Source organism: Streptomyces sp. NPDC056835, assembly GCF_042789485.1.
GTDB lineage: Bacteria > Actinomycetota > Actinomycetes > Streptomycetales > Streptomycetaceae > Streptomyces.
Genome location: NZ_JBHUBB010000005.1, coordinates 307,701 through 320,703 on the forward strand (window position 1 = coordinate 307,701; position 13,003 = coordinate 320,703).

General features: G+C 69.1%; 12 protein-coding genes. 11 read left to right on the forward strand and 1 reads right to left on the reverse strand.

The features are described from left to right. The first annotated feature begins 197 nt into the window (after positions 1–197). The 9 genes from ACFRMN_RS08500 (at position 198) to ACFRMN_RS08540 (ending at position 9,299) form a co-directional block, all read left to right on the forward strand. On the forward strand, positions 198–1,451 hold the full coding sequence (locus ACFRMN_RS08500; protein ID WP_383015246.1) for an MFS transporter: 1,254 nt from the start codon (positions 198–200) through the stop codon (positions 1,449–1,451). Between the two features lie 67 nt (positions 1,452–1,518). Continuing rightward, positions 1,519–2,634, forward strand: a complete 1,116-nt coding sequence (locus ACFRMN_RS08505; RefSeq protein WP_383015249.1) for a radical SAM protein — start codon at positions 1,519–1,521, stop codon at positions 2,632–2,634. 3 nt (positions 2,635–2,637) lie between these two features. Continuing rightward, on the forward strand, positions 2,638–2,934 hold the full coding sequence (locus tag ACFRMN_RS08510; RefSeq protein ID WP_383015252.1) for an acyl carrier protein: 297 nt from the start codon (positions 2,638–2,640) through the stop codon (positions 2,932–2,934). Positions 2,935–3,044: 110 nt separating this feature from the next. Then, complete coding sequence (locus ACFRMN_RS08515; protein ID WP_383015254.1) at positions 3,045–4,253, forward strand: hypothetical protein; 1,209 nt, start codon at positions 3,045–3,047, stop codon at positions 4,251–4,253. Then, on the forward strand, positions 4,250–5,260 hold the full coding sequence (locus ACFRMN_RS08520; protein WP_383015257.1) for a Gfo/Idh/MocA family protein: 1,011 nt from the start codon (positions 4,250–4,252) through the stop codon (positions 5,258–5,260). The genes ACFRMN_RS08515 and ACFRMN_RS08520 overlap by 4 nt, the downstream gene beginning before the upstream one ends. Before the next feature lie 2 nt (positions 5,261–5,262). Then, the gene (locus ACFRMN_RS08525; protein ID WP_383015260.1) at positions 5,263–6,279 is read left to right on the forward strand and encodes a phosphotransferase family protein; all 1,017 of its coding nucleotides are present in this window, start codon (positions 5,263–5,265) and stop codon (positions 6,277–6,279) included. After that, positions 6,276–7,364, forward strand: coding sequence for a hypothetical protein (locus ACFRMN_RS08530; protein WP_383015263.1), 1,089 nt, complete (start codon positions 6,276–6,278; stop codon positions 7,362–7,364). The genes ACFRMN_RS08525 and ACFRMN_RS08530 overlap by 4 nt, the downstream gene beginning before the upstream one ends. Next, a complete protein-coding gene (locus ACFRMN_RS08535) occupies positions 7,361–8,749 on the forward strand; it encodes a condensation domain-containing protein (RefSeq protein ID WP_383015266.1) in 1,389 nt (462 codons plus the stop codon). The genes ACFRMN_RS08530 and ACFRMN_RS08535 overlap by 4 nt, the downstream gene beginning before the upstream one ends. Before the next feature lie 232 nt (positions 8,750–8,981). Then, on the forward strand, positions 8,982–9,299 hold the full coding sequence (locus ACFRMN_RS08540) for a DUF5955 family protein (protein WP_383015269.1): 318 nt from the start codon (positions 8,982–8,984) through the stop codon (positions 9,297–9,299). Between the two features lie 17 nt (positions 9,300–9,316). Here the strand turns inward: ACFRMN_RS08540 and ACFRMN_RS08545 are convergent, their stop codons facing one another. Beyond that, the gene (locus ACFRMN_RS08545) at positions 9,317–10,129 is read right to left on the reverse strand and encodes an IclR family transcriptional regulator (RefSeq protein ID WP_383015272.1); all 813 of its coding nucleotides are present in this window, start codon (positions 10,127–10,129) and stop codon (positions 9,317–9,319) included. A gap of 269 nt (positions 10,130–10,398) precedes the next feature. On the opposite strand from ACFRMN_RS08545, the gene allB reads away from it, so the two are divergent. After that, the gene (gene allB, locus ACFRMN_RS08550) at positions 10,399–11,736 is read left to right on the forward strand and encodes an allantoinase AllB (RefSeq protein ID WP_383015275.1); all 1,338 of its coding nucleotides are present in this window, start codon (positions 10,399–10,401) and stop codon (positions 11,734–11,736) included. Beyond that, complete coding sequence (alc, locus tag ACFRMN_RS08555) at positions 11,733–12,851, forward strand: allantoicase (protein ID WP_383015307.1); 1,119 nt, start codon at positions 11,733–11,735, stop codon at positions 12,849–12,851. Before allB ends, alc begins: the two co-directional genes overlap by 4 nt. Positions 12,852–13,003: the final 152 nt, after the last annotated feature.

Here is a 13,003-nt window from a genome sequence, read left to right on the forward strand (position 1 = left end):
TCGGGTGTGGATGCCAACACGGCTGTTTTTGAAGGAAGTTGGGTGCCATTGACACTCAGTCGGAGGTGCGCTTCACTTTTCAACGCGCATATGCCAGTGCACGGCAAATCTCCACGTAGAGCCAGTCTTGTCGACGTGTCGAGGGCGGAGGGGCCTCGATCGGTCGGCTCGGTCAGTGCGGTCGGGGGAGTCGACGGATGGAGAAGGTGCTGCACGGCGGTCCGAATCTGAGACGGTTCATCCTCGCGCGATCGCTGTCCCGAGCCGGTGACGCCATCTTCCCCATCGGACTCACCGCGGTCATGATCGATCAGGGCTTCGGGGTGTCGGCCGTGGGCTTTGTCCTGGGTGCCTCGATGGTCCCCGTCGTGGCGCTGATGCTCGTCGGGGGAGTTCTGCTCGATCACTTCCAGCCCCGCCCCCCGATGGTGATCGCGGATGTATCGCGATTCGTGCTGCAGGCGGTCCTCGCGCTGTTGTTCCTCACCGGCACGCCGGCGCTGTGGCAGATCCTTGTGATCTCCCTGTGCACCGGAGCGGCCCAGGCCTTCTTCCAGCCCGGGGCGGGGAATTTACTGAATCAGATTGTCGATGGTGATACCCAGGCGGCCAATGCCGCGGTGCGGACAGCGGAGTCCGTCGTATCCCTGGCGGCGCCCGCGGGGGCCGGTCTTGTCATCATGGTCACCTCCGCTTCGGCCGTCATCGCGCTCGACGCGCTCTCGTTCGCGGCCAGCGCCCTGCTGTTGTGGCGCATCCGCCTCGGGGCGGTCCGGAAGCCGGTCGGCCGGCCCAGGATCGGACGCGAACTCGCGGTCGGCTGGCATGAGTTCTCGGCACGCCCCTGGCTGTGGTCGACCGTGGGAACCTTCACACTGTTGGGACTCCTCGTCTTCGGCCCCTTTGATGTGCTGAAAGCAGTTCTGCTCATTGAGAGATTCGGGGCGACGACCTATGGTTTGCTGATCTCCGCTTTCAGCCTCGGGGCCGTGGCCGGCGGAATGCTCGCCCTGTGGTTCAAGCCGGCAAGGCCTCTGGCGGTCGGTGTGCTGAGCCTGATGGCTTTCGTGCCACTGCCGGTGGGAATCGCCTGCCGGGCCCCTCTGCTCCTGCTCGCCCTGCTCTTCGTCATGGGCGGTGCGGCCAACGCCTTCTGGGCCGTGATGTGGGCGACCACCGTCCAATCGCACTCCCCGCCGCAGGCGCTCAGCCGCATCCATGCCTACGACGTCATCGGCTCGATCGGTCTGGTGCCCGCGGGGCGGGCCCTGGCGGGTCCCGTCGCGGCGGGGATCGGCGCCTCGGCCGTGCTCCTGAGCTCCGCCGGGTTTCTCCTGGTGGGGTGTGTGGCCCTCCTGCTCGTGCCCGCTGTTGTCCGCCTGCGCCGACCCGTGGAAGCCGAACGGACCGCGCACGTCACCGAACCAGCCGTTGATTCCCGTCGACCTTAGGGGTTCCGTGTATCCGCAGACGAGTCGCAAGCTCACCGACAAAGAGTTCGCAGACATCAAGCACACTGTGTCGATCCGGTCCAAGTCGCGGGCCCGGCTCCGCACCGACAACACGTACGCCTCGGAGGTACCGCGCGAGATCAGCCTCCAGCTCACCTACCGCTGCAACCTGCGCTGCACCCACTGCTACCAGTGGAACGACCAGGGATTCTTCCGCGACTGGGATGTTGCCAAGCAGCGGACGGAACTCGACATGAGCGTGATCGAGGACGTTCTCTCGGCAACGGCGAAGGTCAGGGGAAAACTGTTCCTCTGGGGCGGTGAACCGTTGATGCACCGAGGCTTCGATGAGGTCTCCCGGCTCATCGAGCGGTATCCCAGGACAGTCAACATGTGCACCAACGGCCTCCTGTTCGAGCGCAAGATGGACGACCTGCTGAGGATCGGCCGCCATCTGAACCTCCTCGTCAGCCTGGACGGGCTGGGAGCGGACCACGAACTGCTCCGGGGCAAAGGAACCTTTGAGCGCACCGTGCGCAATATCCGGGCGATGCTCGACCTGAAGCGGAAAGGAGAGTTCCAGGGCGAGGTGTCCGTCTCCTGCATGGTGTCCGAAGCCACCGTGCACCGCATGTACGAGTTCATGGAGTGGGCCGAGGAAATAGGTGTCAACACCGTCTACTTCCAGTTCCCCTGGTACATCAGCCCGGAGGTGGCGCACTCCATGGACGAGGTCTACCGCGAACACTTCGCCTGGCTGGAACCCGACACCGGAACGGCGCAGCCGACCTGGCACTCATACACCTACCGACTGCCGGAAGAGCTGATTCCGGTGTTACGGGATTCGATGGACAGGCTCGCGGGGAGGGTGTGGGGAGCACGGGTCCGCTACCAGCCGCAGCTGGAGGAGGACGAGGTCGCCTCCTTCATCCGGGGCACCTCGCAGCCGGCCCAGCGGCGCAAGCGCTGCCTGGCCGTCACCAATCGCATGGAGGTCCATGCCGATGGGAATGTCAGCTCCTGCAAGTTCTTTCCTGAGTTCGTGGTGGGGAATCTCTATGACACCCCTGTGACCGATCTCTGGCAGAGCGAAAAATTCCGGCGGGTCCGTTCGATCCTCGCCGAGACCGGGATGATGCCGGTCTGCTCGAAGTGCATCCTTCTCTATCTGAACGGAGTATGAGTCATGGTTCCGGAGAGCGACGTCGAGATACGTGTCAAGAAGGTTCTCGCCGATATCTTCAAAGGAAAGCTTGAGGAACACGAGATATCGACGGACGCGGACATGGTGGAAGAACTGGGGCTCGACTCGCTACAGGCCATCGAATTCTTACTGCGCGTCGAGGAGGAGTTCGATGTCGAGTTGGAGTACGAGAACCTCAGCCTTCAGCATCTGTGCTCGGTCAGGCAATTCAGCAGTGAGATCGTTCAGCCACTCCTGCACGACGCTCAGGGAAATCGGCCTCAGGAATTGCGGAAGTGACCACTGCCGTCCACTTCGGTACGTTCGGGGCGGAAAGCCACTGGCGCCCTCGTGACCTGGCGGAGCTGCCCCGGCTGGCATCGCGGGGGCCGGACCGTGTCGTCGGTAGTATGGATGAGATGCTTTTCGGTTTCACCTCGCCGGGTGACCTGCTCGTCACACGGGGCGGGCTCACCCCGCGGCACCGGGAAGCGCTCGCGGCGGCGGGGTTCGACTTCGAGCACCGCCGCCTGTCCCCGTTCGTGGCGGACGGCGACGCGGCGGCGTCCGTGGACGAGCCCGCCGTCGAGGAGCTGATGGTGCGGGACCAGGAGCTGGTGCGGGCCATGACCCGACATGAGCGGGCCCTCCCCTTCGCGGTGCTGCCCGCCACGCAGCGGCTGCTGGCCGGTATGGGGAAGCCTTCCCCGGTGCCGTCCGCGCAGACGGTGGCCCGGATCAACGGCAAGGCGTGGTCGACGGCGCTGGCGCATCGCCTCGGGCTCCCCGGGGCGGGGCACACCGTGCGCTCCGCGGCGGAGCTGGAGGCCGCGGTCACGCGCACACTGGCCGTGGGAGACGGCGCCGCCCTGGTCAAGGACACGTACGGGGTCTCCGGCCAGGGTGCTGTGGAGGTCGCCACGCCCCGGGCGTGTGCCCGGCTGGTCAGACACGTCAGGCGCCAGGCGGAGCGCGGACTGCGGGTCGAGTTCGTGGTGCAGCCACGTTATGCCCGGCGCGCGGATTTCTCCGGCCACCTCAGGCTCGAACGCGACGGCTCCTGGGACTACCTCGGCCTGCGGAACATGACGAACGACGGCTACCGGCACCACGCCTCGGGCCCGCCCACGCCCGGTGTGACGCGGACCGCGGAGCGCGGGGAATACACCGCGGTCCTTGACGAAGTCGCCAAGGCCCTGGCGGCGGAGGGCTACTTCGGCCCCGTCGGCGTCGACTCGATGCTGACGGAGAGCGACGGATGGGTTCCGCTCCTGGAGGTCAACGCCCGAAGCTCGCTGGGTCTGCTCAGCCTTCATCTGGACCAGCGGGCGGCGTGTCACGGGCTGAGCGCCCATCTGTGGCAGAGCGATGTCTCCGTGGAACCGGGAACGGGCGTCGACGAGCTGCTGCGCGCACTCTCCGAGGACGGACTGCTCTACCGGGAAGGAGCCGGGCCAGGGGTGCTGCCACTCGTCGGCGGGTCGCTCCGTACCACGCCGGGACGCCTGTTCTGCGCCGCCTTCTGCGCCCCGGAGCAGTTCCCGCTGTTCCAGGCACGCACCCGGGCCTGTGCCGCGCGGGCGGGGGTCCATGTGAAGCGAGGAGGCGTTGCGGAATGAGCCTGGGCATCGGACTGATCGGGGCGACCGGGATAGCCGAGCGCACCATGATCCGCCCCAGCCGGAACCACGACGATGTCACGGTACGGGCCGTCGCCGCATCCGACCCCGACCGGGCCGAGGACTACGCCCGCCGTCACGCGATCCCCCGTGTCCACACCGGCTACGAGGACCTGATCACCGATCCCGCGGTCGACCTGGTCTACATCTCGCTGCACACCGCGGCGCACGCACGATGGGCGGAACGCGCGGCGCGGGAGGGCAAGCATGTCGTTGTCGAGAAGCCGTTGTGTCTGACCAGGCAGGAGCACTCGGCGATCACCGCGGCGCGGCGGCACGGGGGCGGCCACGTACTGGAGGCGTTGCCCACGCTCGGCCACCCGTGGCACCGCCGGATACGCCACTGGCTGCGGGCCGGGACCTTCGGTGAACTCGTCGGCGTACGCAGTCGTTTCGCCTTCGCCGTGGAGCCGGGGCAGGGCTACCGCTGGCGGCCCGACCTCGGTGGCGGATGCTTCTACGACACCGCCGGCTACTGGCTCCAGGCCCTCCAGGACACGGTGGGCATCACGGGCGCACGGGGGACGGGACACTCCGACTTCGACGGCGCCGGGGGAGTGGACCGGCGCTTCTCCGCATCCCTCCTCCTGCCCACCGGCCGGCGCGCCGGCCTGGAGTGCTCCTTCGACACGACCCGCGTCGCCGAGCACGTGTACGAGTTCAGCGAAGGCACCGTCCGGGTGCGAGGTGTCCTGCTCCCCATCGCCGGAGCCGTTCCCCTGAACATCACGCTCATCGCCCCCGACGGCAGCAAGAAGATCACCAGAACCCCCGCGGTGTCCTACTACGAGCAGCAGTTCGCACGCGTCCGCGCACTGCTGCGAGGGGAGGGCGAACACTGGGGCGCCGAACTCGGCGCCGCTGAACCGCGCATCGCACTCATGGCTCAGATCCACGCGGCAGCACGACAACGTACATCCGATCCCGTCGCACAGGAGCGAAGTTGAGCATGTCGTACGAAGAGACGGCCGCGGTAGCCGATGCCGTCCTGAGGGAGGCCGACGTACAGGGGAGGGAGACGGCCAGGTACACGCCGCTTACCGGCGGCACGTACAACACGGTCGTCCGTATCGCTCTCGACCGGGACCGCGACTGGGTGCTCAAGATCCCGCCCCGTACCGCGGCCGGTCTGGCCTATGAACGCGCCCTGCTGAGCGGCGAGATCACCTTCTACCGGTCCGCGGCGACGGCCCCGCCTGCCGGAATCGTGCCCCGGGTCGTGTTCAGCGAGACCGACGCGGCCGCCGGCGCCGGCCCCTTCCTGATAATGACGGCATGCCCGGGGACTCCCTGGCACGAGGTCGCCGACTCCCTGGAGGAGGGCGAACGGCCCCGGCTACGGGAGGAGTTGGGGCGGGTGGTGGCAGGCCTGCACGCGGTTACCGGACCGGGATTCGGCTATCCCGGGCAGCCGCTGGGGCCCTTGACCTCCACCTGGCGGGAGGCGTTCACCGCGATGACCGACGCCGTCCTCGACGACGCGGAGCGGTACGCGGCCCGACTGCCCCGCCCCACCGCCGAGATCCGGGATGTGCTCGCCGGCGCGTCCGGTGTACTGGACGAGGTCACGCGGCCCGCGCTGGTCCACTTCGACCTGTGGCAGGGCAATCTGCTGCTGGCCGGCCCGCCCGGCGCCCATCGGCTCAGCGGCGTGGTCGACGGCGAACGGATGTTCTGGGGCGACTCGGCGGCCGACTTCGTCTCACTGGCGCTCTTCGAGAACATCGAGAACGACAAGGACTTCCTGACCGGCTACGCGAGCGCGGGCGGAACGGCCGTGTTCGACGACTCGCTGCGTCTTCGCCTCGCGCTCTACCGGACCTACCTGTACCTGATCATGCTGGTGGAGGTGGAGCCCCGGCAGTCGGCGGCCGCCGACCGGGCGTGGACGTGGAGACATGTGGGCCCCCAACTCCTCTCGGCCCTGGAGGACGTGGAATCGGGATCGCGCGGCGGTGACCGGTGATCGCGGTCCTCACGTCGGGCGTCGCCCTGGGGGTGCACGTACCGGGCCTGCTGCTCGCGTCACGGCTGCGGGAGCGGGACGTCCCTGTCAGGGTCGAGGTGCTGGAGCGGCTACTGCCCCCCGACCGGCTCGCGGCGGTGTCCGCCTCACGTGACGTGTTCCACCGGGATTTCCGCGTCGCGCGGGTGGGGCAGCGCATCGCCTCCGATCCGGTGGCCGCCATCTCCGCCGACGTACAGGACGAGTTGGTACGGCACTGGGAGGAGTGCGGAGTGCACACCGTAGTCGTGTTCTCCGGTTTCTGGCTGAGCCTGGTCCGGCGCTTCATGGAACGCACGGGCCGGGCGCCGCGCGTGATCGTCTGTCATGTGGACTCGGTCGCCTCGCCGTCCTTCCGTAAAGCCGGGCCCGCGCTCCCGGGTACCGAGGAGATCTGGCTCGCCTCACGGGCGGGCACCGCGCTGCCCTGGACGATCCCGGTCACCCGGGAGCCACCGATTCAGTGGGACCGGCGTGAACCGCGCCTTCTGGTGCACGGAGGCGGGTGGGGCATGGGGACCTACCGTGACCGGGCCGCCGACCTCGTCGACGCGGGGCATGACATCGACCTCGTCGTTCACGCCGTCGAGGAGACCGGCCCCGCGCCCGGACGGACCCGCCACTTCGTACTGAACCCCGCGTGGCACCCGTGGCTGGACGACGGATACCCACCGCTCGGTCATCTGCTGCCGGGCCGGTCACCGGCCGACGTCAGCTACACACGGGGCCGTACGCATCACTCGTCATTCGATCTGGCACGTGCGGTACGCGCCATGGTGAGCAAGCCCGGCGGCGGCACCCTGCTGGACTCGCTGTGGTCGGCCACCCCCCTCGTACTGCTGGAGCCATCGGGCGAACACGAGGGCCACAACGCCCAGTTGTGGTGCGACCTGGGCTTTGGGGTGCGCTACGAGGACTGGCGCTCCGACGCGTTCTCCCCCCGCCTGCTGGAGAAGATGCACCGCGCACTGCTCAGTGCCGCCGAAGGTCCGAGGGACCTCGCGGCAGCCCTTTCCGGCAGTGAGGTCTCGCTGTGTTCCGAATGAAGCTGTACGAAGCCGACCGCGCGCAGGCCCAGAGCGCGTCGTTCACGCAGGAAGAACGCCTGGTCCACGGCCGCAAGGTGAGCCAGCAGAGCAATGTGCTGGTCTTCGCCTGCTCCGTCGAGGGGGAACTCGACACCGGTCGGCTGGAAGCGTCCCTGGCCGATCTGCAACTGCGCCACGAGAGCGTGCGGATCGTCTTCCCCGAGGGTGCCAACGACATCGCCCTGCGTCCGGCGGACGAAGTGGACTTCGCGGTCCTGTCCGTGGAGGGCGTCGAGGCGGAAGCGCCTCTGGAGGCCGCGAAGAAGCTTGTCGCCGAAACCGCGGCCGTCCCCTTCGACCTGGCCACCGGCCCGCTGCTGCGGGTGCGCTGTATCCGTGTCGCGCCCGCTCACCACCTCGTGGGCTTCGTCCTGGACCATGTCATCGCGGACGGGGAGTCGTGCCAGATCCTCGCCGAGGACCTGTTCGCCCTCTACGAGGCGAGAGGCAGCGCCGACCGCGGCCCCGGGCTGCCCGGGCTGCCCTTCCAGTTCCTCGATTTCGCGTACTCCCAGCGCCGCTTCCTGGACGGCCGGGAACGCGAAAGGCTGCTGAGCTACTGGCGCCGGAAGCTGGACGGGGTATCCGCTGTTCCCCTGTCGAGGCTCCGCGACCCCGGAGTCCAGGACGGCGCGGAACGCAGACTACGGATACACCGGTTCACCATGGACCCACCCCAGCACGCGGAGCTGATGCACGCCGTCCGCCGGCAACGCGTGACGCTGACCGCGGTGTGCGCTGCTGCCCTCAAGATCACTGTGCGGCACCGGCGGCTCGCACTCGGCGAGAACGACGAGGGGGCATCCGATGTCGCGATCATGGGCTCGCTGTCCAACCGGACCCACCGTGACCTGCGGCGCGCCGTCGGCTACTTCGCCACGCCCTGCGTGCTGCGCACCCGGTTCTCGGGCGAGGACTCGCTCGCGGACGTGGCCCAGAGCGAGAGCCGCACGGTATTCGGGGCCCTCCGGCACCAGGAGTTGCCACACGCCCTGATGGTCAGGGAACTCGACCCGGACAACTACGGGATCCGCTACTTCTCCGCGACGGGCCACGGGCCGAGGTATGTGAACTTCGATGTCGCCTCGGGCGGTTCCTCCTGGAAGCTCACGGCCGACGGACTGACCGTGACGACCACACGCATCGCTCGCGACGAGGTGCCCCGGGGCGGGATGCGGATGCACATCCGTGACAGTGGTGACCGTGCGCTGATCGAGCTGCGGACGGACGAAGGGGAGTACCGCGCGGAGTGGGCCGAGGAGTTCCTGAACAGCTATGTGAGCGTCCTGCGCCGCTTCGCCGCGGACGCCGGTACTCGGGTGGCGGAGGCTCTGAGTCACTGAGCCGGCGGTTCAGTGTGTTCGCACCACCCCGTGGTCGCGGCCTCACAGCCGGTTCGACACGCATGAGCACAGGTCAGGAGAGGGCGGTTGTGGTAACCACGCGTAATGGCGTTAACTTGCCCGCGAACCTTGGCGCTTGACCACCGTCCGAGGAGTCGGCCTTCTGGCATCGACCGGTACGGGAACGTGCCCGGCACAACGGTGTGTGCGGGCGAGGGGCAAGGGGGCGGCTTTGTTGCGGAGCGTGGGGCAGGCGCCGGTGGCAGAGAAGGGCGAGGACCCGAGGGTCGCCGAGTTGCGTGCCGCAGTGTCCCGGCTCAGGCGTGAACTGGCCGCGTATCAGGCCGAGTTCAGGGACCGTGCCATCGCGGAGGACGAGCTGGCCGCCCTTGCCGCGATGGTGGCGAGCGGCGCCCCCGAGGCATCCCGTATCCGCCGTTCGCTGCTGCTGATCGTGGGCTCGATCGGTTCGGTCAGCGCGCTGGGCCAGGCGCTGATGGGCGTACGGGCCGCGGTCGACCTCTTCGGGGACGCGCCCCGCCGCCCCTGACGGGCCCATCCGGAGGCTCAGGCGTGCGACTGCGCCTGTGCCGTGTTCGCCAGCGCCTCGGAGAGATCGCGCGCGACCTCCTGGAGCACCGGGACGATCCGTTCCGTGGCCTCCTCCGTCACCCGGCCCGCCGGACCCGAGATGGAGATGGCCGCGGCGGTGGGGGAGTTGGGGACCGGAACGGCCAGGCAGCGGACGCCGATCTCCTGCTCGTTGTCGTCGACCGCGTACCCCGCCCGGCGTACCAGTTCCAGGGCGTCCAGGAAGCCGTCGGGTGTCGTGATCGTCTTCTCGGTGGCGGCCGGCATCCCCGTACGGGACAGCAGGGCGCGGACCTCCTCCGACGAGGTGTGCGCGAGCAGCGCCTTGCCCACGCCCGTGGAGTGCGGCAGCACCCGTCGGCCGACCTCGGTGAACATCCGCATCGAGTGCTTCGAGGGGACCTGCGCGACATACACGACCTCGTCGCCGTCGAGCAGCGCCATGTTCGCCGTCTCGCCGGTCTCCTCGACCAGCCGGGCCAGATAAGGTCTCGCCCAGGTGCCGAGCAGCCGCGACGCCGACTCGCCGAGCCGGATCAGCCGGGGGCCGAGCGCGTACCGGCGATTGGTCTGCTGGCGTACATAGCCGCAGGCCACCAGCGTGCGCATCAGCCGGTGGATGGTCGGCAACGGCAGCCCGCTGCTCGCCGAGAGCTCGCTGAGCCCGACCTCGCCGCCCGCGTCCGCCATTCGTTCGAGCAGATCGAAGGCGCGCTCAAGGGACTGGACGCCGCCGCTGGCGGGGGCGGATTTGGTGGCGTCGGTGGTGCTGGCGCTGGACGACGGCACGTCAACGGTCCTTTCGGGGCGGGCGGGGCAGGCAAGCAGCCTACCGGGCCGTGCGACCGGGTACCTGATCAATCGTGGAGCGTATCTGCCGGTCAGGACGTTTCTGTCCGGTGCCCGCGGTCAATTGTATGCGATTCATTCATTCTGTCTGGCGAAATCAAGGTTTCACTCTGTGGAAACAATCAGGCGCGGTCCGGTCTTGACTGGCCAGGATCAGGAGTGAAGACTCCTTCAACAGTTCGTTGAATCTCGCTCAGTGAGGGGCACCGGTGTCCGATGTGAGCCTGGTACTGCGCTCGACGCGCGTCATCACCCCGGAGGGGACGCGGGCGGCCTCGATCGCGGTCGCCGACGGAACGATCACGGCCGTCCTGCCGTACGACGCGCAGGTGCCGCCCGGCGCCCGGCTGGAGGACGTCGGGGACGACGCCGTACTCCCCGGCCTCGTCGACACCCACGTCCATGTGAACGACCCCGGACGCGCCGAGTGGGAAGGCTTCTGGACCGCCACCAGCGCGGCGGCGGCCGGCGGGATCACCACACTCCTCGACATGCCGCTGAACTCCCTGCCGCCCACCACCACAGCCGCCCATCTGCGCACCAAACGCGAGGTGGCCCGCGGCAAGGCCCATGTCGACGTCGGCTTCTGGGGCGGCGCCGTCCCGGACAACATCCAGGATCTGCGCCCGCTGCACGACGCCGGGGTCTTCGGCTTCAAGAGCTTCCTGTCGCCCTCCGGGGTCGACGAATTCCCCGAGCTGGACCAGGAACAGCTGGGACGCTCGCTCGCCGAGATCGCCGGCTTCGGCGCACTGCTGATCGTGCACGCCGAGGACCCGCGCGAACTGGCGGCCGCGCCCCTGCCGAGCGGCCCCGCCTACGCCGATTTCCTGGCGTCCCGGCCGCGCGACGCCGAGAACACCGCGATCACGAGCCTGATCGCGCAGGCCCGGCGGCTCGACGCCCGGGTCCACGTACTGCATCTGTCGTCGTCCGACGCGCTGCCGCTGATCGCCGAGGCCAAGCGGGACGGCGTGCGGATCACCGTCGAGTCGTGTCCGCACTTCCTGACCCTCACCGCCGAGGAAGTCCCGGACGGAGCGACGGAGTTCAAGTGCTGCCCGCCGATCCGTGAGGCCGCGAACCAGGACGCGCTCTGGCAGGGCCTCATCGACGGCACCATCGACTGCGTCGTCTCCGACCACTCGCCCTGCACCACCGATCTCAAGACCCCCGACTTCGCCACCGCCTGGGGCGGAATCTCCTCGCTCCAACTGGGCCTGCCCGCGATCTGGACCGAGGCCCGCCGACGCGGCCGGCCGCTGGAGGATGTCGCCCGCTGGATGTCCTCGGCCCCTGCCGCGCTCGCCGGGCTGAGCCGCAAGGGCGCCATCGAAGCGGGCCGCGACGCCGACTTCGCGGTCCTCGCGCCCGACGAGACCTTCACCGTCGACCCGGCCCGCCTCCACCACCGCAATCAGGTGACGGCGTACGCGGGCAGGACGCTGTACGGCGTCGTCGGATCGACCTGGCTGCGCGGTACCCGGATCATCCACGACGGCGCGCTCACGGAGCCCACCGGCCGACTGCTCGAAAGGAACAACTGACCGTGCCCGAAGCCCTGTTCACAGGTGACGCCCGCCCGTACGCCGGCGGTGACCCGTACGCCGACTACCGCACCACCGATTTCGCCTTCGCCCACCTCGCCGATCTCGCCGACCGCCGGCTCGGGGCCGGGGTCATCGCCGCCAACGACGAGTTCTTCGCCGACCGCGAGAACCTGCTCAAGCCCGGAGCGGCGGAGTTCGACCCGGAGCGCTTCGGCCACAAGGGCAAGATCATGGATGGCTGGGAGACCCGCCGCCGCCGCGGCTCCGGCGCCGACCGGCCGCACCCCACCGACGAGGACCACGACTGGGCACTGGTCAGGCTCGGCGCGCCCGGGGTGATCCGGGGGATCGTCGTCGACACCGCCCACTTCCGCGGCAACTACCCGCGGGCGGTCTCGGTGGAGGGCACCTCGCTGCCGGGCTCCCCGTCTCCGGAGGAACTGCTCGACGACGGCGTGAAGTGGACGGTCCTGGTGCCCCGTACGGCCATCGGCGGCCACGCCGCGAACGGCTTCGCGGTCGATGTGGAACAGCGCTTCACCCATCTGCGGGTGAACCAGCACCCCGACGGCGGGATCGCCCGTCTCCGCGTGTACGGCGAGGTCGCGCCCGACCCGGCGTGGCTCGGCGTCCTCGGTACGTTCGACCTCGTCGCGCTGGAGAACGGCGGCCGGGTGGAGGACGCCTCCGACCGCTTCTACTCGCCCGCCACGAACACCATCCAGCCGGGCCGCTCCCACAAGATGGACGACGGCTGGGAGACCCGGCGCCGCCGGGACAAGGGCAACGACTGGATCCGCTACCGGCTGGTGGCGCAGGCCGAGATCCGCGCGGTCGAGATCGACACGGCGTATCTGAAGGGCAACGCGGCGGGGTGGGCGACGGTGTCGGTACGGGACGGGGAGACGGGGGCGTGGACGGAGATTCTGGCCCGGACGAGGCTGCAGCCGGATACGAACCACCGGTTCGTGCTGGACGCGGCGGTGGTGGCGACGGATGTGCGGTTGGACATTTTCCCGGATGGGGGGATTTCGCGGCTGCGGGTGTTCGGGGGGTTGACGGGGAGGGGGGCGGCGGGGCTGTCGGCGCGGCATGGGGAGCTGGGCGGGTAGTGCCGTGCGGCGGGGGTGCGCCGTCCGGCGGGGGTGCGGGTTGCGGTCGCGTCGTCGTCGGCCGGGGGCCGGGGCCTCCGGAGGTGCGTGTCCGGACTGCTTTCCTCACCGCGCTTCGCGCGTGCTGCGACGCTTTACGTCCGGACACGCAC

Excerpts from the sequence above, each read along its gene's own strand:
- ACFRMN_RS08525 (WP_383015260.1), top strand. The coding sequence starts at position 5,263 with ATGTCGTACGAAGAGACGGCCGCGGTAGCCGATGCCGTCCTGAGGGAG.
- ACFRMN_RS08500 (WP_383015246.1), top strand. The coding sequence starts at position 198 with ATGGAGAAGGTGCTGCACGGCGGTCCGAATCTGAGACGGTTCATCCTC.
- ACFRMN_RS08535 (WP_383015266.1), top strand. The coding sequence starts at position 7,361 with ATGAAGCTGTACGAAGCCGACCGCGCGCAGGCCCAGAGCGCGTCGTTC.
- ACFRMN_RS08520 (WP_383015257.1), top strand. The coding sequence starts at position 4,250 with ATGAGCCTGGGCATCGGACTGATCGGGGCGACCGGGATAGCCGAGCGC.
- ACFRMN_RS08515 (WP_383015254.1), top strand. The coding sequence starts at position 3,045 with ATGGATGAGATGCTTTTCGGTTTCACCTCGCCGGGTGACCTGCTCGTC.
- ACFRMN_RS08510 (WP_383015252.1), top strand. The coding sequence starts at position 2,638 with ATGGTTCCGGAGAGCGACGTCGAGATACGTGTCAAGAAGGTTCTCGCC.